The organism is Paraburkholderia madseniana, assembly GCF_009690905.1.
Lineage (GTDB): Bacteria > Pseudomonadota > Gammaproteobacteria > Burkholderiales > Burkholderiaceae > Paraburkholderia > Paraburkholderia madseniana.
This window is the reverse complement of record NZ_VOSW01000066.1, coordinates 24,674-44,608: the sequence shown is the minus strand read 5'-3', so window position 1 is coordinate 44,608 and position 19,935 is coordinate 24,674. Positions and strand designations below refer to the sequence as shown.

21 protein-coding genes and 1 pseudogene are annotated in these 19,935 nt (G+C 61.8%); 16 read left to right on the top strand and 6 right to left on the bottom strand.

Annotation, left to right across the window (positions count from 1 at the left end; all coding sequences use genetic code 11):
* Nucleotides 1-58: 58 nt before the first annotated feature.
* The 3 genes from zwf (at nt 59) to FSO04_RS29815 (ending at nt 3,195) form a co-directional block, all read left to right on the top strand.
* Nucleotides 59-1,651: a glucose-6-phosphate dehydrogenase gene (gene zwf / locus FSO04_RS29825; protein ID WP_154565214.1), complete on the top strand. Its 1,593-nt coding sequence runs from the start codon at nt 59-61 to the stop codon at nt 1,649-1,651.
* A gap of 35 nt (nt 1,652-1,686) precedes the next feature.
* A complete protein-coding gene (locus FSO04_RS29820; RefSeq protein WP_168435896.1) occupies nt 1,687-2,487 on the top strand; it encodes an ROK family protein in 801 nt (266 codons plus the stop codon).
* A 141-nt stretch (nt 2,488-2,628) separates the two neighbouring features.
* Nucleotides 2,629-3,195: a YbhB/YbcL family Raf kinase inhibitor-like protein gene (locus FSO04_RS29815; protein ID WP_154565213.1), complete on the top strand. Its 567-nt coding sequence runs from the start codon at nt 2,629-2,631 to the stop codon at nt 3,193-3,195.
* A 58-nt stretch (nt 3,196-3,253) separates the two neighbouring features.
* On the opposite strand, the gene FSO04_RS29810 is transcribed toward FSO04_RS29815, so the two are convergent.
* Nucleotides 3,254-4,249, bottom strand: coding sequence for an aldo/keto reductase (locus FSO04_RS29810; RefSeq protein WP_154565212.1), 996 nt, complete (start codon nt 4,247-4,249; stop codon nt 3,254-3,256).
* A 190-nt stretch (nt 4,250-4,439) separates the two neighbouring features.
* Here FSO04_RS29810 and FSO04_RS29805 point away from each other — a divergent pair, with 190 nt between their 5' ends.
* Entirely contained in the window at nt 4,440-5,129 is a 690-nt protein-coding gene (locus FSO04_RS29805) for a nitroreductase (protein WP_154565211.1), read from the top strand.
* Between the two features lie 47 nt (nt 5,130-5,176).
* A complete protein-coding gene (locus FSO04_RS29800) occupies nt 5,177-5,488 on the top strand; it encodes a high-potential iron-sulfur protein (RefSeq protein ID WP_154565223.1) in 312 nt (103 codons plus the stop codon).
* A gap of 40 nt (nt 5,489-5,528) precedes the next feature.
* On the opposite strand, the gene FSO04_RS29795 is transcribed toward FSO04_RS29800, so the two are convergent.
* From FSO04_RS29795 to FSO04_RS29785, 3 genes are all read right to left on the bottom strand, one after another.
* On the bottom strand, nt 5,529-5,879 hold the full coding sequence (locus FSO04_RS29795) for a DOPA 4,5-dioxygenase family protein (protein ID WP_154565222.1): 351 nt from the start codon (nt 5,877-5,879) through the stop codon (nt 5,529-5,531).
* A gap of 30 nt (nt 5,880-5,909) precedes the next feature.
* On the bottom strand, nt 5,910-6,383 hold the full coding sequence (locus FSO04_RS29790) for a GNAT family N-acetyltransferase (protein ID WP_154565210.1): 474 nt from the start codon (nt 6,381-6,383) through the stop codon (nt 5,910-5,912).
* A gap of 197 nt (nt 6,384-6,580) precedes the next feature.
* Nucleotides 6,581-6,970 carry a hypothetical protein gene (locus FSO04_RS29785; protein ID WP_154565209.1) on the bottom strand — a complete coding sequence of 130 codons (390 nt, stop codon included), beginning with the start codon at nt 6,968-6,970 and terminating at the stop codon, nt 6,581-6,583.
* Nucleotides 6,971-7,321: 351 nt separating this feature from the next.
* Between FSO04_RS29785 and FSO04_RS29780 the strand changes: the two genes are divergently transcribed.
* The 7 genes and pseudogenes from FSO04_RS29780 to FSO04_RS29750 all read left to right on the top strand — a co-directional run bounded on the left by FSO04_RS29780 (nt 7,322) and on the right by FSO04_RS29750 (nt 15,219).
* Complete coding sequence (locus tag FSO04_RS29780; RefSeq protein WP_154565208.1) at nt 7,322-7,795, top strand: hypothetical protein; 474 nt, start codon at nt 7,322-7,324, stop codon at nt 7,793-7,795.
* Nucleotides 7,796-7,934: 139 nt separating this feature from the next.
* Nucleotides 7,935-8,297, top strand: coding sequence for a hypothetical protein (locus FSO04_RS47725; protein WP_154565207.1), 363 nt, complete (start codon nt 7,935-7,937; stop codon nt 8,295-8,297).
* A 92-nt stretch (nt 8,298-8,389) separates the two neighbouring features.
* Nucleotides 8,390-9,685, top strand: a pseudogene (locus FSO04_RS29770) (TolC family protein).
* An 11-nt stretch (nt 9,686-9,696) separates the two neighbouring features.
* Entirely contained in the window at nt 9,697-11,247 is a 1,551-nt protein-coding gene (locus FSO04_RS29765) for an efflux RND transporter periplasmic adaptor subunit (RefSeq protein WP_154565206.1), read from the top strand.
* Entirely contained in the window at nt 11,244-14,450 is a 3,207-nt protein-coding gene (locus FSO04_RS29760; protein WP_154565205.1) for an efflux RND transporter permease subunit, read from the top strand. The genes FSO04_RS29765 and FSO04_RS29760 overlap by 4 nt, the downstream gene beginning before the upstream one ends.
* Nucleotides 14,447-14,797 carry a copper-binding protein gene (locus tag FSO04_RS29755; protein WP_154565204.1) on the top strand — a complete coding sequence of 117 codons (351 nt, stop codon included), beginning with the start codon at nt 14,447-14,449 and terminating at the stop codon, nt 14,795-14,797. Before FSO04_RS29760 ends, FSO04_RS29755 begins: the two co-directional genes overlap by 4 nt.
* Before the next feature lie 140 nt (nt 14,798-14,937).
* Nucleotides 14,938-15,219 carry a hypothetical protein gene (locus tag FSO04_RS29750; protein WP_154565203.1) on the top strand — a complete coding sequence of 94 codons (282 nt, stop codon included), beginning with the start codon at nt 14,938-14,940 and terminating at the stop codon, nt 15,217-15,219.
* Between the two features lie 40 nt (nt 15,220-15,259).
* Here the strand turns inward: FSO04_RS29750 and FSO04_RS29745 are convergent, their stop codons facing one another.
* Together FSO04_RS29745 and FSO04_RS29740 are read right to left on the bottom strand one after the other, a co-directional pair.
* A complete protein-coding gene (locus tag FSO04_RS29745; RefSeq protein ID WP_154565202.1) occupies nt 15,260-17,221 on the bottom strand; it encodes a hypothetical protein in 1,962 nt (653 codons plus the stop codon).
* 291 nt (nt 17,222-17,512) lie between these two features.
* A complete protein-coding gene (locus tag FSO04_RS29740; protein WP_233465023.1) occupies nt 17,513-17,683 on the bottom strand; it encodes a glycine zipper 2TM domain-containing protein in 171 nt (56 codons plus the stop codon).
* Between the two features lie 248 nt (nt 17,684-17,931).
* Between FSO04_RS29740 and FSO04_RS29735 the strand changes: the two genes are divergently transcribed.
* The 4 genes from FSO04_RS29735 (at nt 17,932) to FSO04_RS46805 (ending at nt 19,935) form a co-directional block, all read left to right on the top strand.
* A complete protein-coding gene (locus FSO04_RS29735) occupies nt 17,932-18,285 on the top strand; it encodes a YciI family protein (protein ID WP_154565200.1) in 354 nt (117 codons plus the stop codon).
* 155 nt (nt 18,286-18,440) lie between these two features.
* A complete protein-coding gene (locus FSO04_RS29730; protein WP_154565199.1) occupies nt 18,441-18,854 on the top strand; it encodes a YciI family protein in 414 nt (137 codons plus the stop codon).
* A gap of 61 nt (nt 18,855-18,915) precedes the next feature.
* The gene (locus tag FSO04_RS29725; RefSeq protein WP_154565198.1) at nt 18,916-19,443 is read left to right on the top strand and encodes an SRPBCC family protein; all 528 of its coding nucleotides are present in this window, start codon (nt 18,916-18,918) and stop codon (nt 19,441-19,443) included.
* 84 nt (nt 19,444-19,527) lie between these two features.
* On the top strand, nt 19,528-19,935 hold the full coding sequence (locus tag FSO04_RS46805; protein ID WP_154565197.1) for a VOC family protein: 408 nt from the start codon (nt 19,528-19,530) through the stop codon (nt 19,933-19,935).

Sequence of the window (19,935 nt, the reverse complement as noted above, 5' to 3'; positions counted from 1 at the left end):
GAGGTCTTTCATGTGCCGCCACGTCCGTTCCATTGGCTTCCTTCCATAAGCGAATCCCATGTCGACTACTCCGAACACCCCAACTTCCGCCAGTCGCGAACCCAGTTGCAAAGTCAGCGCGGGTCCGCATGAGGCGCCGTCGTCGCCTGCCGGCAAGCGGCCTGCGCCGCCTTGCACGCTGGTGATCTTCGGTGCGGGTGGTGACCTGACCAAACGGCTGCTGATGCCCGCGCTGTACAACCTCGCAGTGGACGGCCTGCTCGATGACGGCATGAAGATCATCGGCGTGAATCACGGCGAACGCGAGACGAGCGTATGGCGTGAAGACTTGCATAAGTCGCTGCAACAGTTCGCCGCCGACAAAGCCAGCACTTTCCACGCCGGCAAGCTCGACGACAAAGCGTGGGACTGGGTCGCGCAGCGGCTCGAATACATGGCCGGTGAGTTCGAAACCGACGATACGTTCGCGAAGCTCAAGCAAAAGCTCGATCAATCGCCGGGTGGCAATGTGATTTTTTACCTGGCGGTCACTGCGCGCTTCTTCAAACCGATCGTCGAACATCTCGGCAAAGCGGGCTTGCTGAAAGAAGGTGAGGGCAGCTTCCGCCGCATCGTGATTGAGAAACCATTCGGCACCGATCTCGCTTCGGCGCGTGATCTGAACGCGCACATTCTGTCGTACGCGGACGAGTCGCAGGTGTATCGCATCGATCACTTTCTCGGGAAGGACACCGTGCAGAGCATTCTCGCGGTGCGCTTTGCGAATGCGCTGTTCGAACCGATCTGGCGGCGCGAATATATCGACAGCGTGCAGATCACCGCGGCCGAAACGATCGGCGTGGAGGGGCGCGGCAAATTTTACGAGCAGACCGGCGCGTTCCGCGACATGCTGCCGAACCACCTGTTCCAGTTGCTCGGCATGGTCGCAATGGAGCCGCCCAATTCGTTCGATGCCGAAGCCGTGCGCGACAAGAAGGCCGAAATCTCCGACGCAATCCAGCCGCTGACTGCCGACGACGTTGTCTTCGGTCAATACGAAAAGGGTCCGGCGGGCGTTGGCTATCGCGAGGAACCGGACGTCGCACCAGACAGCACGACCGAAACCTACGCCGCCGCGCGCGTGTACGTCGAGAACTGGCGCTGGGCGGGCGTGCCGTTCTATCTGCGCACCGGTAAGCGGCTCGCCGCGCGCCGCACGGAGATCTCGGTGCAACTGAAGCCGGTGCCGTTCCGTCTGTTCCGCGACACGCCGGTCGACGCGCTAACGCCGAACGTGCTGACCTTGCGCATCGATCCCGCGCACGGCACGAGTTTCGATTTCAATGTGAAGACGCCGGGGCCGGTGATGCAGATCGGCGCGGTGCAGTCGTCGTTCGACTACGCAGACTTCTTCGCCGAGCGGGCCAACGTTGGCTACGAGACCTTGCTGTACGACTGCATGCTGGGTGACGAGACGCTGTTTCAGCGCGCAGACAGCATCGAAACGAGCTGGTGCGCGGTGGACGACGTGTTGCACCCGAAGACCGGCGGCGCGATGCCGGTGCACGGTTATGCTGCTGGCAGCGAAGGGCCCGCTGAAGCAGACGCGCTGCTCGCACGCGACGGCCATGCATGGCGGCCTTTGAAGCAGGATGCAGTCGAAAAGAAGTAATTCCATGAGGCGCACCAACACAATCGGGGGACACTGTGGCCACACGTAAGACGAAAGTAAAAAGCAGTACCGAGCGGATTCTGGCGATCGATGTCGGTGGCACGGGCTTGAAAGCCGCGATCATCGATGCGGACGGCCAGATGAAAACCGACCGTTTGCGCGTGCCGACGCCGCATCCGTGCACGCCGGATCAACTGGTGGATGCGTTGGTGAAGCTGGTCGAGCCGCTCGTCGAAAAGGAGCCGCCTACGCTGATGTCGATTGGTTTTCCGGGTGTGGTGCGCAACAACCGCATTTTGACGGCGCCGCATTTTGGCGTTGAAGGCTGGCATGACATTCCGCTCGCGGATTCGCTGGCGCAGCGCCTCGGCGGTCTGCCGGTGCGCATGATCAACGACGCGGAGATGCAGGGCTTTGCCGCGATCGAAGGTCATGGGATCGAGCTCGTGCTGACGCTTGGTACGGGCGCGGGCACAGCGCTGTTCCGCGATGGCGAGTTGATGCCTCACCTCGAGCTTGCGCATCATCCGGTCAGCAAGACGGGGGTGGCGTACGACGAGTACATCGGCGACGCGGCGCGCGAGAAGGCGGGGAATAAGCGCTGGAATCGCCGGGTCCAGAAGATAATCGGCATTCTCGATGCGCTGGTGAACTACGACAAGCTGTGGATTGGCGGTGGCAACGCGGCGCGGTTGACGTTCAAGTTGCCCGCGAATGTCGCGACCGTATCCAACGATGCAGGGATCGAAGGCGGCGCGCGCTTGTGGCATCCAAAGTCATTGCGTGAGACGCGGCAGTTGCCGGAGGCGAATGAGCGGACGGGTCGGTTCAAGTGATGCGTGGTGTGCTGATGGATTCGTTGCACGTCGGCGGAATAAAGCGCCCGATCGATACGTTTGTCACCGGTGGCTGTGACGCGCGTTTGTTGCGCCACCGCCTTTTTCAGCTTAGCTAACTTATACGCGGGGAGGCCAACGATGATTCGAAGCGATACCACTGGCGTTGCACGACGCCTGTTATTTGTCAGCGTGTGTGCCGTGCTGACTTTTGCTGCAGTGAGTGCCCGCGCGGCCGATGCATTCGCGCTGTCGTCGCCGGGTGTGGCCGACGGCGGCACGCTGGATTCGAGCCATGCGGCGAGCGCGAACAATTGCGGTGGCGGTAATGTGTCGCCGGCCTTGCAATGGCGGAACGCGCCTGCCGGCACGAAGAGTTACGCGATTACTATTTTCGACCCGGACGGCGCGAAGGGTCTGGGCCTTGTGCACTGGGTGCTATATGGCGTCGCGCCGTCGGCGACCGGGCTCGGCGCGGGTGCGACGCCGGCCGGTAGCGTGGCCGGAACGAACCGGACGGGTGGCCCTGGCTATTACGGACCCTGCCCGCCGGTCGGGGACGTCCCGCATCACTATGTTGCGCAGGTTTATGCGCTTGATTTACCGCCCGACGCATTGCCGGCAGGATTGACGCGCGACGCGTTGCAGGCGGCTATGAAGGACCATGTGCTCGCTGCGGCGAGTACGGTGCTTCGATACGGACGGTGATTTCTGTGCCTTCGAAGGCGGCGGCCGGGCAACCGAAGCCGCCGTCAAAGGCACCCCACTATCGGGCCGCATCACCCCATCGATACTCCAGACTCACCTCATCAAGCTGTGCCTTAACCTGTGCGTCGAGCACAAGCTCCGAAGCCGCCAGCGTATCGCTCAACTGCTCAGCGCGACTAGCGCCGATAATCGCCGATGTAATCAGCGGATTAGCCAGCACCCACGCAAGAGAAACCCGAGTCAAAGACTCGCCCGTCGGCGTGGCGATCGCCTTCAGTTTCTCGATCGTTTCGAACTCGCGCTGATGCCAGTACCGCTCCTGATACATGGCCCCCGCCTTCCCGACGGTTTCGGTGAATCGCCCGGACGTGGGTGCAGCATCCACCCGATGTTTACCGGTCAGCAAACCACCTGCCAGCGGGTTATAAGGCATCACGGCTAATTGCTCTTCATCCGCCAAAGGCAACAACTCCCGCTCGATCTGCCGGAACAACAGGTTATAGCGGGGCTGCACCGATACAAACCGCGCCACGCCCAGCACGTCGGCGCGACCCAGCGCCCGTGCCAGTCGATACGCCAGGAAATTCGACACGCCGATATACCGCGCCTTCCCAGATCGCACGATCACGTCCAGTGCTTCGAGCGTCTCATCGAGTGGGGTGTTCGCGTCGTCGGAATGGAGCTGGTACAGGTCCACGTAGTCCGTGCCGAGCCGCCGCAGCGATGCGTCGATCGCGTCCAGCAGATGTTTGCGCGACGCGCCTTGATCCCACGCGGACGGCCCCATCTTGCCGACCGCCTTCGTGGCCAGAATGAAGCGGTCGCGTTTGCCCTTCAACCACCGTCCGACGACCTCTTCCGTGCGTCCGGCAATACTTTCGTCGGCGCCGAGCGGATAAACGTCGGCGGTATCGATGAAGTTCACGCCGGCGTCCGCCGCTGTGTCGAGAATCCGCCGCGAAACGTCTTCTTCAGTCTGCAGGCCAAAGGTCATCGTGCCGAGACACAGGTGCGAAACGGTCAGGCCGGTGCGGCCGAATTTGCGGTATTGCATGGTCAACTCCGAAGATGGACGGGACAGTTGCGGTAGGCGGTGTTGTAGAAAGGATAAACGGTGTCGCGATTTCGTGTTCGGCCGCCGGCACTCGCCCGGAACCCTGCCCGGCCGCCAGCGGAAAAGTGGGCGCTCGCGCTAGAATCGGCGCAGACCGCCAAAAACCGTTGGCCCTGCCGGATTTCTGCCGATGACCACGTCCCCCAACCAGGTCGACGCCGCGTTGATATCGCGGCGGTCGATCCGCGCCTTTCTGCCCACGCCGGTTGCGCGCGCCGATATCGAGGCGATTCTCGAAGCGGCCAGCCGCGCCCCTTCGGGCACCAATACTCAGCCGTGGAAAGTGTATGTGGTGACGGGCGAGTCGCTCGCGCGCCTGTCGCAGGCTCTGGTCGCCGCCTATGACGACCCTCAGCGCGATGCGCTGTATCAGGAAGAGTATCGCTACTATCCGCACCAATGGGTGTCGCCGTACATCGACCGCCGCCGCAAGATCGGCTGGGATCTTTACGGCCTGCTGGGCATCGAAAAGGGCGACAAGGCGCGCATGCATGAACAGCATGCACAGAACTACCGGTTCTTCGGCGCGCCGGTCGGCCTGTTCTTCACGATCGAGCGGGTGATGGAGCGCGGTAGCTGGCTCGACTACGGCATGTTCCTGCAAGCGATCATGACGGCGGCGCGCGGGCGCGGCCTCGATACCTGTCCACAGGCGGCCTTTACGCAGTTTCATCGGCTGATTGCCGAGCATCTCGACCTGCCGGCCGAAGAGCAACTGGTGTGCGGCATGTCGCTCGGTTTCGCCGACGAAAGCGCGCTGGTCAATACGTTGCGCACGGATCGCGAACCGGTTGAACGGTTCACGCGATTTCTCGATTGAACCCGATCAACGGGCATCCCCACTTCCCATCTTCCCATCGGACCATGATGAAAACCTCACGCCGCCATTTTCTGATGCTGAGTGTGGGCGTGAGCTCAACGCTCATGCTGTCCCGCGTCGCGTTCGCCGACACCGCGAACGCACTGAGCGAAGCCGATCCGAAGGCGCAGGCCGTCGGCTATAAAGAGGACGCGTCAAAAGTCGACAAGGCGAAATTCCCTGGCTACGCCGCCGGACAAACCTGCGCCAACTGTTCGCTATTCCAGGGTAAGTCTACCGACGCCTACGGTGGCTGCACGCTGTTCGGCGACAAGCAGGTCGCCGCGCGTGGCTGGTGCAGCTCGTATTCGAATATGTGACCTGGCTAGCGGCCGTGTGCCGCTACGGGTGCCTTGGCACCTAGTTCAAAGCGCTCAGTACGAGCTCATGCGAACGGCCGATCCACAGTGCCGCGTCGCGGTGGTCGCGCAAGGCGTCGCCGGTATTCGGGTGCAGAAAAATATCGAGCGCGCCGTGATTCAGCGTGAGCCAGCCGACGAGTTCGGCGAACTGCTCCTGCGCGAATGCGAGCTGATACGACCACATCGGGTGCGGCCCGACCGGGCGTTCGTGAAAGCGCCCCATTTGCAGTTTGCCGTTCCAGTGTGCTTCGATTTGCTCGCGAAAGGTCCACGCGGCGTCGCGGCTACCTGAATCGAAGTAAACATGGGCGTGCCAGCTTTCGATGGCCGCGGTGTCGCGAAAGGTCATAGCGGGTTTCGTACCGTCTTTGTCAGACATTCATTTTGCTTGAGTTTTCGCTGACGCGTGCGGCGCGCGCCGCATCAGAAACTCTATTTCCTCTTCGGCGACGATTTCGAAGCCCAGGCGCTCGTACAGGCGCCTGGCGGGATTGCCTTTGAGCACCTTGAGGCTGACCGGCACTGCGTCGGCCTGCGCGGCCTGCAGAACAGTTTGCAGCGCGCGCTCGCCGATCCCGCGGCCTTGATGCTCGGGCGCGATCTGCACTTGCACGACGAACCACTCGGTTTCGGTGCGATACGCTTTCAGCAAACCAGCCGGCGCGCCATCGACGCAAATCACCTGTGCCGCATCGTAGCGATAGCGTAGACGCGCGAAATGCTGGGTATCGTCGACGAATTCGCCGGCGCGTGCCAGATGCTCGGTCATGGTGGCCTTGCGCAATTCGAAGAGAAAGCGCTCGTCGGCTTCCAGCGCGGGGCGCAGGGTAAGGGCAGGTTCTTGAACGGACATGCGGGTAACGTTTTCCGGTGCGCGGGCGGTGAGAAAGAATTGTCGTGGATTGTCGTGCCAGTAGCGCTTTTTACCACGCGCCTATGTTTCGGGCGCCCAACGTCACGGCTCAAGTCTGAAGAAACCGCGACACCGCGGCGATTCGGCAAACTGGCCTGCCAATTCCCCTCGTTTCGCGCAATTGCATTCTCGTGCGTTCACATAAACTGTTTTCCATGGAGCGACAAGTCACCGAGCCCATCGACGCGGTCTTCCCCCGCGTTGTTTTGAACCGTACCGTTGATGGCAGTTTGCCGCGTTTGACCAACGTGGCAGGGCAGTAAAGCAGTAGGAAGTCGAAGCAATGCAAATAGTGCGCAATCGCAGCAGCCATGCGCACGGCTCAGCAGGGGGTTGCAGCGAGGCGATGTTGATGGCGAGGAACCGAGCTGTAACGCAATACCGCAATACCGCCGTAAAGCAATACCGCCGTAAAGCAATACCGCCGTAAAGCAATACCGCAGCAAAGCAATAACGCAGTAGCGCAGTAGCAGTTCAGGTAGCAACAGCTTTGGTAGTCTGTGGTGGTTATAAAAGTCGGCAAGCATCCACGCGCCTGTACGACTCCTCCATCCTGTCCGGCCCTGTTCCCTCGCGGGAGCAGGGCTTTTTTTTTCGTCGGCGCGGCCAACGTGACTTGTATTTATCCGATCCGAACCTATATGGCAGCGTTGCATTTCCGGCCAGCCGCAGCGGAAAATCTGCTCGCGCGTGGCGAGACGCCGCGCACATTCGAGACTTTGAGTTGTTTAAGTCTGTCTTAATAGTTGCTTGCCATGATGGCTACACAGACTCACATTAAGGGCCTGTCAAGCCGCCGGCGCATCGGCGGCGTTTGCCACCGGAGAGCACACCATTCGGTGGCAAAGCCGAGAGTTAGCGAAGGAGGTTGAATCGATATGTCCAGTAAATCGCGAGTCCGCAAGCACACCCAGCCGGCCATGTCCCCGCTGTTGCGCGCGCTGACCTATAGCCGCACTGCCCACGAGCCAGTCACCGCGGCGATGCTCCTGCAGTGCTACACCGCCCTCGATGCATTCCGGCGCGGTCGAGGCACGCGGGATTTGCACCTGACCTTGAGCCGGCATCTGCTGGTGTCGCAAGAGTTGGCGCGTCTTGGCCTCGGTGAAGACGTTATTGCCGATATCGAAAGCGCGCATGCGGCGATGGTGCAACTCGACGCGCGTGAGCATCAAGACGGCGCCTGGCTGCTCGAAGACAGCGAATACGCACGTCTTTGCACCGCGCTGGCGATTCTGGATGGGCAACTGTCGGTCGCATCGTTGAGCGAGATTGCGAACGCCGAGACGAAGATGATCGAGGGGTTGATGAGATCGGCCCATACGCAAGCGATTGTCGAAGCGACCGTTTAAGCAACGTCGCGCTCTGCCGCAAGCTAACGCTCAAACGAAGAACGCCCCGCATGGGGCGTTTTTTCGCATCAGCGCTGATCCTGCTGTTGTTAGCCAATCCGACGCACCCGGTTAATTTACTGCGGCTATAATCTCCGGCATGAAATTTCTGCGGACTTTGCTCCTTCTGTTGCTATGCGCTGCGCTGCCCATTAGTGGGCTGGCGGCCAGCGGCTTGACGGGAGAATGTCCGATGCAGATGAGCATGAGTGCCGACGAGAGCGGTGCGATGTCGGCTGACATGCCCGGCTGCGAGTCGATGCATTCGTCGCAGCCCGAAAAAGCCAAGGGCTTTTTCTGCAAGGTAATGGCTCAATGCCAAATCGGCAGTCTGTATCACCCGGTCTCTCCGACTGGAATAACCCGGCCTGCCGGGTTGTCGAGCACCGTTGTTTTCCACTACGCGCAATCGCTGCCGGTCCGTGAGCCGACCGGACCGTGGCGACCTCCTCGCGCCATCTAAACCCTTGCTGACAGGTTCACCGCATTTGCGGTGAGGTCGTCCTGCGTCCAGGACGTGGACTCCCTTTGGGAGTTCGCCGTTGGGGTTAGAACATGCCATTCATTTTTCGCACGCCGTCAACCCGGCGTGCACCACGGCGCGCGCGCTCGCTTTTCGCAGCGCTGATTTTCGCGAGCGGCGCGGCACACGCTCAGCAAGCAAGCTACACGCTCGATGCGGCGCTTCAGGCCGCCACCGACCGCTCTTCCGCCATGGGAGCCGCACAGGCCTCTGTGCGCGCCAGCTCAGATGCCGCCGTTCGGGCCGGGCAGTTGCCCGATCCGATGCTCAAAGCGGGTATCGACAACTTGCCGGTGAACGGATCGCAACGGTTCACCATCGGTCAGGACTTCATGACGATGCGCCGTATCGGCATCGAGCAGGAATGGGTATCCGGTGACAAACGTCGCCTGCTCTCCGCGCGGGCGAACGATGTGGTGGACCGCGAGCGCGCCGGCTATCTGCTGCAGCTCGTGAACACACGACAACAAACGGCGACTGCCTGGTTGAACGCCGTCTATGCAAAGCAGGCGCTCGCGTTGCAGCAGGAGCTGGTGCGTCATATGGATCACGAACTGGACGCGACGAAAGCGTCTTACCGGGGAGCCAAGGCAAGCGCAGCCGACGTCGTGCAAGCGCAGGCGATGCTTGCGCAGACGCAGGATCAGCTACTCAAAGCACAACAGACATTTCAAACCGCGCTGATCGGCCTGTCCCGCTAGACTGCTACGCCTGTTCTCGATGTGAGCGGCGATCCGCCCGCGCCGCAATCGTATGTGTCGTCTCTGCCACCCGACGAGCTTCGCGACGTTCAGCCGGTGCTTGTGGCCGCTTCGCGGGACATCGCCGTCGCCGATGCCGATACGGCTGTCGCCAACAGCAACCGCAGTCCCAACTGGACGTGGGAAGTCTCTTATCAACAGCGTGGCGGGCAGTACTCGAACATGGTTTCGGTCGGCGTCAGCATTCCGCTGCCGATCAATCGCAAGAATCGCCAGAACCGCGACGCCGACGAGAAGGCGGAACTCGGCACCAAAGCGCGGCTGATGTACGAAGACACGCAGCGGCAAGTCGAAGCGGATATCCGCACGCAGTCGGCGACGCTTGCCAGCGGCCGCGAGCGCATCACCCATCTCACCGACTCCCTGCTGCCCGCTGCGGACCGGCGCGTCCAGCTCGCGGCCGCGGCCTATCAGGCGGGGAGCGGGTCGCTTGCGGACGCGTTTGCTGCCAGACGTGCATTGCTCGACGCTCAGTTACAGGTGCTCGACCTTCGGCGCGAGGTGTCCCTGACCTGGGCCCAGCTCGAATACCAGGTCGTGCCCGCGTCGATGTCCATCAGCCAGTGAAGGAGAACACCATGCAAAAGAAACAACTGGCACGCGCGGTTCTCGTTGCGTTCGCCGCCGCCGCTTTGTTAGGCGCAGGCTACCTGGCCGGCACGCGTCATTCCACGCAGGCGGGTTCGGCTTCTGCCGCCACGATGCCCGCCGCGACATCTGCGGCAGGCGACAAAATCGACGCGAAAACGGGGCGCAAGGTGCTGTACTGGCACGACCCGATGGTTCCGAATCAGCATTTCGACAAACCGGGCAAGTCGCCTTTCATGGACATGCAGCTCGAACCGGTCTTCGCCGATGACGCAGGCACGAGCGGCGTCAAAATCGATCCGGGCTTGCAGCAGAACCTCGGCATCCGCTACGCGACCGCGCGACGGCAGGACGTGATCGAAGGATTCGATGCCGTTGGGACCACGCAATTCGACGAATCGCGCGCCGACGTGGTGCAGTCGCGCGTCACGGGCTACATAGACCGCTTGTACGCGGACGCACCGATGCAACGGATAGCGAAAGGCGCGCCGATCGCGTCGCTCTTCGTGCCGGACTGGCTGGCGCCGCAGGAAGAGTACCTCGCGCTCAAACGCAGCGGTATGGACAGCGGCATGCTTGACGCGGCTCGCGCGCGCATGCGGGCGATGTCGATACCGGACGGCGTCGTTGCGAATCTCGACCGGAGCGGCAAGGCGCAGACGCATGTCGTGCTGACCTCGCCGGAAACGGGCGTGGTCAGCGAGCTGAACGTCCGCGACGGCGCGATGGTGACGCCCGGACAGACGCTCGCCAAGATCGCCGGCCTCTCGACGTTGTGGCTCATTGTCGAAATACCGGAATCCCTTGCACTAACCGTGCAGCCTGGCATGACCGTGGACGCGGCATTCGCGGGCGATCCCACTCGGCACTTCAAAGGGCAGATCCGCGAAATCCTGCCGGGCATCAGCACCGGCAGCCGCACGCTGCAGGCGCGTCTCGAGATCGACAACGCCGCGTTCAAGCTGACGCCCGGTATGTTGATGCGCGTGCGGGTCGGCGCGCAGAAACCGGCCTCGCGTCTGCTCGTTCCATCCGAAGCGGTCATCACGACCGGCAAGCGCACCGTGGTTATCGTCAGGAACGGTGATGGCCGTTTGCAGCCGGTGAATGTCACCGTCGGCAAAGATGCTGGCGACGAAACCGAAGTGTTGAGCGGTTTGACCGATGGCGATCAGGTCGTGGCGTCCGGCCAGTTTCTGATCGATTCGGAAGCCAGCCTCAAATCGGTTCTTCCTCGCCTCGCGGGGAGCGCAAACGCAGACCCGAGCGGGCCCGCGCCCGCATCCGCACCCGCCGCGACCAGTGCATCCCAAACGTACGAGACCACCGGCAGGATCGAAAAGGTGACCGCCGAAGACATCATCTTCTCCCACCAGCCGGTTCCGGCTTTGGGCTGGGGGAAGATGACGATGGCATTCGGTAAACCATCGCCCACGGCCTTTCCGGGCGCAAAACCCGGTGACGTAGTGCACTTCGCATTCCGGCAGACGGACAGCGGTTACCAGTTGACGACAGTCGAACCGGTAGGAGGCGCCAAATGATCGCGCGTCTTATCAGATGGTCGATTTACAACCGCTTTCTGGTGCTGCTTGCCACCGTGCTCGTCACGGCATGGGGCGTCTACTCGGTGATGCAGACGCCGCTCGACGCGCTGCCTGACTTGTCCGACACGCAGGTCATCATCAAGGTGTCGTACCCGGGCAAGGCGCCACAGGTCGTCGAGGACCAGGTCACCTATCCCCTCACCACGACCCTGCTGGGCGTACCGGGGGCGAAAACCATTCGCGCGTATTCGTCATTCGGCGATGCGTTCGTCTACGTTCTGTTCGACGACAAAACCGACCAGTATTGGGCCCGTTCCCGTGTGCTCGAATATCTGAATCAGGTGCAGAGCAGGCTGCCTCCTGGCGCGACGGTATCGCTCGGGCCTGATGCAACCGGTGTCGGTTGGGTCTACGAATATGCACTCGTCGACCGAAGCGGACAGCACGACCTGGGACAGCTTCGCGCCCTGAACGACTGGTTCCTGAAGTTCGAACTGAAGTCGGTACCGGATGTGTCCGAGGTCGCGAGCATTGGCGGCATGGTGCGTCAATATCAGGTCGTCCTCGACCCGGACAAACTGCGCGCTTACGGCATCACGCAGGCGATGGTCGCCGACGCGTTAGGCAAGGCGAATCAGGAATCGGGCGGGTCAGTCGTCGAGATGGCGGAGTCCGAATACATGGTGCGCTCGTCCGGTTACCTGCGCACTATGGATGACTTTCGCAACGTCGTCCTGCGTACGAACGAAGCCGGTACGCCCGTGCTGCTGGGCGACGTCGCGCGTATTCAGATCGGACCCGAGATGCGACGCGGCATCGCAGAGCTGAACGGCCAGGGCGAAGTTGCGGGCGGCGTCATCGTGATGCGTTCCGGCAAGAACGCGTTGACCACCATCGATGCGGTGAAGGCAAAGCTCGCCGAGCTGAAGCGTTCGCTGCCCGCGGGCGTGGAAGTCGTGACGACGTACGACCGCTCACAGTTGATCGAACGCGCGGTGGACAACCTGAAGGACAAGCTCGTCGAGGAATTCATCATCGTCGGGCTCGTCTGCGCTGTCTTTTTGTTTCATCTGCGCAGTGCGTTCGTCGCGATCCTGTCGTTGCCCTTGGGCGTGCTGGCCGCCTTCATCGTGATGCGGTATCAAGGCGTGAACGCGAATCTGATGTCGCTCGGCGGCATTGCAATTGCCATCGGCGCGATGATCGACGCGGCCATCGTGATGATCGAGAACGCGCACAAACATCTCGAAGCGTACGAGCACGCGCATCCCGGCAACGCGATCAGTTCGGCTGAACGTTGGGAACTCATTGCCACGTCGGCCGCGGAGGTCGGGCCGGCGCTGTTCTTCTCGTTGCTCGTCATCACGTTGTCGTTCATTCCGGTGTTCTCGCTCGAAGGCCAGGAAGGCAAGCTGTTTTCCCCGCTGGCGTTCACGAAGACCTACACGATCGCAGCGGCGGCGGGCCTGTCGGTGACGTTGGTGCCGGTGTTGATGGGTTTGCTGATCCGCGGCCGTATTCCGCACGAGAACGCGAACCCGATCAACCGCGTGCTGATCCGGCTCTATCGCCCGTTGCTGGAGGCGACGTTGCGTCGGCCGTGGGTCGCAATAGGTCTGGCGGTGGTTGCGCTTGCAGCGTCGGCGATTCCGCTTTCGCGGCTCGGCGGCGAATTCATGCCGCCGCTCGACGAAGGCGATCTGCTGTATATGCCGACCGCGCTGCCGGGCATCTCGACGGAGAAAGCGAGTGAACTGCTGCAGCAGACCGATCGGCTCATCAAGACCGTCCCGGAGGTGCAGACCGTGTTCGGCAAGTCCGGCCGCGCTGACTCGGCGACCGATCCCGCGCCGCTCGAGATGTTCGAGACCACGATTCAGTTCAAACCACGCAGCCAGTGGCGGCCGGGCATGACGCCGGAGAAGCTGGTCGACGAATTGGACCACACCGTCAAAGTGCCGGGGCTCTCGAACGTGTGGGTTCCGCCTATCCGCAATCGGTTGGACATGCTGTCGACGGGTATCAAGACGCCGGTCGGCGTCAAGATTTCGGGCCCCGACCTCGGGCAAATCGACAAGGTGGCAACGCAGGTCGAAGCAGCGGTCAAGACCGTGCCCGGTGTGACGTCCGCACTTGCCGAGCGCCTGAACGGCGGCAGATACGTCGACGTCGATATTGACCGGCTGGCAGCGGCACGTTACGGCCTCGCGGTTGCCGACATCCAGTCGATCGTGTCCACCGCGGTCGGCGGCGAAAACGTCGGCGAGGTCATTGCCGGCCGGGAGCGCTTTCCGATCAACATCCGCTATCCACGCGAGATTCGCGATTCGCTCGAGAAGCTGCGCGAGCTGCCAGTCGTGACCGAGCGTGGCGCGCAAATCCAGCTAGCTGACGTGGCGCACATCACGATTGCCGATGGGCCGCCGATGATTCGTAGCGAGAACGCGCGGCTCGCCGGTTACGTGTACGTCGATATCCGCGATACGGACCTGCATTCGGCCGTGCAGGCCATGCAGCGCGCGGTCGCAGAGAAAGTGACGCTGCCCGCGGGCTATTCGATTGCGTGGTCCGGTCAGTTCGAATATCTGGAGCGAGCGGCGGCGAAGTTGCGCACCGTTATTCCCGTGACGCTGGTGGTCATTTTCGTGCTGCTTTTTCTGACGTTCAACTCCGTGGGTGACGCGCTGCTGCTGATGTCGACGGTGCCCTTCGCGCTGGTCGGCGGTTTCTGGTTTATCTGGATGCTGGGGCATGCCGTGTCTGTTGCGACCGCCGTGGGATTTATTGCGCTCGCGGGCGTGGCCGCGGAGTTCGGTGTCGTGATGCTGCTTTACCTGAAGGGCGCGTTGAATCGCAGACTCGACGCAGGCGAGCCGCTGACCGAAACGCTGCTTCTCGATGCGATTCGAGAGGGGGCAGTGCAGCGTGTGCGTCCCAAGGCGATGACGGTTGCGGTCGTGCTTGCCGGTCTCATACCCATCATGGTCGGGCACGGCGCCGGCTCGGAAGTCATGCAGCGCATCGCCGCGCCGATGGTGGGCGGGATGATCACGGCGCCCATTCTTTCGATGTTGGTCATTCCCGCAGCGTGGTTCCTGCTGCAACGCCGCCGCGCGAAGCGTCTGCCCGACGCGCGGCTTTCTCACGCAGTACCTTCCGGCACAGCCGTGCCAACTACTCAAACTGGAGAACTTCAATGAAGAAATGGATTGTTGCGTTTGCTGCTTTCGGCGCCATTGCTGCGGCCCCTGCGTTTGCGGGCGACGATATGGCGGGGATGAACATGTCTATGAAGCCGGCGGCTTCAAAGGACTTACCGAATGCGGCGCTCACGGATGCGGAGGTGAGAAAAGTGGACCCGGCCTCCGGCATGGTCACGCTGAAACACGGCGCGCTGCAAAACGTCGGGATGCCGGCCATGACCATGGCCTTCAAGGCGAAGGATGCCGCGATGATCAAGCGGATTCACGAAGGCGACAAGGTGAAGGTGCGCATTGAAGACGTCGACGGCACGATGACCATCGTGAAACTGGAAAAAGCGTCGTGATGCGTTGTTGATGCAAACTCGCGGGCTTGTTGCTTGGGCCTGCGAGTTTGCAGGACTACGGTTGCGTCGATGGCCGATTGAATTCCTGCGCTAAACTCTCAGAACGCCCGGTGACGGCGACTCACAAGGAGACAGGTGTCATGGAACGCTCTGAATTCCTCGCAGTCACGCGGCAACTAGCCGCCGCCGCTGAGCTTCTAGCCAAGGCCGGTCCAGAGGACTGGCGACTCGACGCGTTCCAGATGCTCGCGTTCTTTCGCCGATACGACCAGCCGGGTTCCGGTTCGAACGCAGTCGCAACGTCCAACGACGAACTGTTCGCGAGCACCGGCCACGCCGCATTGACGATGGCGGGACGCAACGAGTTTGCTGCGTCCCACGCACTTCTCGAGCAGGCCCGGTCGCTGTTGCCGGCGGCATGAAAGCCGCTGCGATGCGCCGGCGTTTCTTGTTTGTCCTGCTCTAGTCGTTGTACTTCGTCAAGTCGTAGTACGTGATCCCATTCCGCCCGCCACCCAATTGCACGAGCCGCGAACCACCGGACGTCAACGCCGGGAACGGGCAGTTCGTGCAAGTCTGTACGCCCCCGGCATTGACTCCCGCAAAGACGGTGGTTTGAAACTGGCCGACCGATGTGTTGTTCGGCGCGCTGATCGAGAAGCCATCGATTGCAGTCGTCGAGCCGGAGCCCGTTCCAGGGGAGGCCTGAATCTGCACTGACGTCACCGGATACGCGAGATTCTGTCCGTTCACGAGGCTCGACCACGTCACGCTCATCGCGTACTGCACGCCGGCCAGCGACCCGGCTGGCGTGAGGAACTGGGTCGCGAAGTCCGGCAGTAGCGTCGGCCACGCGACCGCGCTGCCCGCCGCCGCGTTCAACGGGCTGCCCGGATTGATGATCGACGACTGGCCGAGCTGCACGCCGTTCTGGTCGTAGAACGTCACGGTGTAGGTCGAGTAGAGGGGCACGGTGCTCGCGTCGATCGATTGCGCCGAGTAGTAGCCGCTCGAAGCCGCCGGTGTGAAGTTCGCGGTCGACGACAGCGATTGCCATGACCAGCGATACAACTCCGTATTACTGCTGGTCGTCGCCGGCGAAACCGGCGCCGCGCTCAACGGCAAATCCGACAGACCCAGCGAGCTGATGCCGAGCGCATTGCGCTGCATCAGCCAGACCGGCGCAGCGAGGCCAGGTCCCGTGACGGAAGCCGAATACACCGTCGGATTCGAAGTGGTCGGAATCGCAATCTTAAGACCCGACTCGTACCGGTTCACGTCGTTCAGCTTCGAATCGAGGAAGGTGCGGCGCTGGATTTGCGACATGATCGACACAGCGAATTGCGACTGATTGCCGATCAGATCCCAGCCGAGCTGCGTGCCGTTGGCGAGCGTGACGGGCGTGGAGAACTGTTGCGCGATGGTGTAGAGCACACCGGCTGCCGTGCCGCTCGCCAGCGTGACCGGCAACTGCACGAGCGCAAGCTGCTTGCCGTTGCGTGTGAAGAAGGCAAGCGTCTTCGGCGAACCGAACACCGCACCATTGAAGGTCGTTTCCGTCAGACCGTGGGCGACGGCCAGATCGGTCGAGCCGTTTTCGAGGTAGGCAGAGTCGATGGCCGGCGAGCATGACGTGTTGAGCGTGCCGGTCGCCGCGCAGGCAGTCAGCAGAGACGCCAGCGGCTCCAGATAGTTGGCCGCCGCGGGCGGCGCTGCCAGCGTGACCGATTGGGAAGTCTGGTTGTTCAGCACGACTGTCGTGCCCGGCGTCGCGTTCGATAGCAGCAACAGGCCGCCGTTGGCCGCCGACACGACCGACACCGTGTCGATCACCGCATCGGCGCCGGTGTGGTTCGGCGTAAAGGCCACGCCGATGGGATCGAAGCCCGCCGTCTGGATGCCGTTCTGCGCGAGGATTTTCGTCAGTATCGCGTCGAGCGTGATGGTGGCGATCTGCACGGACGGCAGCGTCACCTTGGCCAGCGCCGTGGTGGACGCGAGGTCGAGCGGGTTGCCCGAAGCGGTCAGCATCGCGGCAATCGCCGTGGTCAGCGTGGTGACGTTGGCGACTGCCGGCGCCGTGCCATTGGGCAGTTTGGCGAGCACGGAGACGAGCGGGGTAGAGATGCCGGTGGCGTCGGTGGCGACGATCAGGAACGGCGCGGTCATGCCTTTCACCGAGATCGTGTACGCGCCCTGGGTGTTGGTGGCTGTCGTGGCCTGAGCGCCGGTCGCATCGGTCAGCGTGACGGTTGCGCCCACTACGGCGCTGCCGGTGGCGACCGTGCCGTTCACCGAGGTAGCCGTGACCGTCGGCGTGCTCGACGATGTTGAGCTGGAACCGCCGCCGCCGCAACCGCCGAGTTGGAACAACGCAAAGGCCACTGCGGCCGCGACGCCGCTACGCACTAACGATCGATGCATGAATTTCCCCGATACCCTGTTTATATGATTCGTTTGTTATGTCGGCAGATTATGCCGATAAATTTAATTGCATTTGTCGCGCCGGTTTATCGGCTTGAAAGCAGATTATTTGCTGCCTTTAATCCACGCGTAATGCGTTCACGACGCGTTTAAACGCGTTGGGAGAATACTTCAAAGTGGCGTTGTTGTGTCACGTGAGAGAGCGGCTGAATAGGAGAATATGAAGGGTGGTCGCGTTTGCGAACCCGTCATATTCTCTGATCGAATTGTTTCAGGCAGTTCAGGCTTAAATTACTTGCCCAACTCGTGTCCGATAATCCCGCCGGCTACCGCGCCGCCGACCGTGCCGACCGCGCTGTGATTGGTCGCCTCGTTGCCGATGACGCCACCTGCTGCCGCACCGCCAAGGGTGCAGCCGGCCGTCAGTGTCAGTAGCGCCAATGCCATTGCAATGACGCCCATTACAGATCGATTTCGCATGATGTCACCTCGGATGTGTATCGATACAACCGAAGCAGCAATCCACGTGCCGCATCCGTATTACGAGTGTCCGTAGGGCTTGCGGTCCGTCGATGCCCGGGCAGTGAAACGGGTTTGCTGGAGTCATCCGCGCTTGCTAGACTGGCTTTCGCAACCCAACTGTAAGCGCGCTCTTGCCGTCATACGCCTCGCTGGCGTTCACGCCCACGGCGCGATCAATCGGAGACGCCATGTCTTACATGCTGCTTATCGTCGAACCCCCGAATCAACGCGTCGAACGTGGTGAGCAGGCGGGGCGCGAGGTTTATGACCAGATGGTGCGTTTCGCCACCGGCCTCAAAGAGCGCGGCAAGCTGGTCGCAGCCGAAGCGCTGACCTCCACGAATGACGCCGTGCGCGTGCAGGTGCGCGATGGTCAAGCGAAATTGCTCGACGGCCCGTTCGCCGAAGCCAAGGAAATGATCGGCGGCTTCTATCTGCTCGATTGTGAAACCCGTGAAGAAGCAGTGGCGATCGCGCAGGCCTGCCCGGCGGCGTCGTGGTGCACCGTCGAAGTCCGCAAGCTCGGGCCTTGTTTCCTATAAGCAGGTTCGCCCATTCATGGCTATTTTCTTGGGGTTTTCCCTAGGCTGACGACAAATATGTCGATCCGGCCGCGCATCGCTCGTCGTGTGAGTAAGGAGCCAGCAAACAGATAACGGCTCTCCACCAACTACACACCACCCTAGGAGCGATTGCGATGCGATTCATGATCATAGTCAAGGCGACTGCCGTCAGCGAAGCGGGCGGCCAGCCGGACGAAGCCCTGATGGTGGCGATGGGCGCCTACCATGAAGAACTGGCCAAGGCCGGTGTGCTCCTCGACGCAACCGGCCTGAAACCGAGTTCGAAAGGCTGGCGCATCCACTACAGCGGAGGCAAGCGCACGGTGATCGACGGCCCATTCGCGGAAACCAAGGAATTGATCGCCGGCTACACGCTGATTCAGGTTCGCTCCCGCGAAGAAGCCATGGAATGGGCGCGGCGCTTCCCGGCGCCGTTCGGCGAGCAGGCCGAGGGCGAAATCGAAGTGCGGCAACTGTATGAACTCGAGGACTTCGAGCCGGGCCCGGAAGTGGACCGCTTCCGCAAGCTGGACGCAGCCAAACATTAATCGCGACGCCGATCCGACCGCCGAACGAGGCACCGATCCGGCCACATCGAGAGGATTCATCATGCTCAAAGTCATTCTGATCAGCGTCGTCGCGGCGGTGGGTTTGCTGCTCATCTATGCGGCGACGCGCCCCGACAACTTTCGCATCGAACGCAGCGTGCGCATCGAGGCGCCGCCTGAGCGGGTTTACGGATTGATCGACGATCTGCATCAGTTCAATCGCTGGAATCCGTTCCTGCGCAAAGATCCCGCGGCGCAGGGCACTTATAGCGGCACGCCGAGCGGCAAGGGTGCGCGCTATGCGTGGCAAGGCGAAAAGGTTGGGGTGGGGCAGATGGAGATCGTCGACACGGCGGCGCCGGCGAACGTGACGATGAACCTCGATTTCATCAAGCCGTTCGAAGCTCATAACATCGCCGATTTCACGTTGAAGCCGGAGGCCGGCGCGACTCAGGTCACCTGGGCGATGCATGGGCCTGCGCCGTTTCTGTCGAAGCTGATGCAGGTGTTCGTCAGCATGGACCGGATGGTCGGCAAGGATTTCGAAGACGGCCTGAGCAATCTGAAAACGCTGGCCGAAGCGAGTTGAGTACGCGGGATCGCTGCATGCGTGACGCAGTGCGATGCACTGCGACGTCCCGGCGAGCCCACAACCCGATCACTGGATTTCATCATGCATAAGCAGATCTACGTCAATCTCGCTGTCGACGATCTCGAACGGTCGAAGGCATTTTTCAGCGCGATCGGTTTCAGCTTCGAGGCGCAATTCACCAACGAACAGGCCGCGTGTCTGATTCTCGGCGAGAACCTCTACGCGATGCTGCTGATCAAGGACCTGTTCAAGTCCTTCACGCGCAAGTCGCTTTGCAATCCGAAGGAAAGCACCGAGGCGTTGCTGGGCCTCTCGTGCGAGAGCCGGGGCGAGGTGGATGCGCTGGTTGCGAAGGCGCTCGCCGCCGGCGGCACGGTGCCGCGCGCACCGCAGGACTACGGTTTCATGTACGGGCACGGCTTCGAAGATATCGACGGACACATCTGGGAGCTGATCTACATGGATCCGAACGCCAAGGCAGCGGGCTGA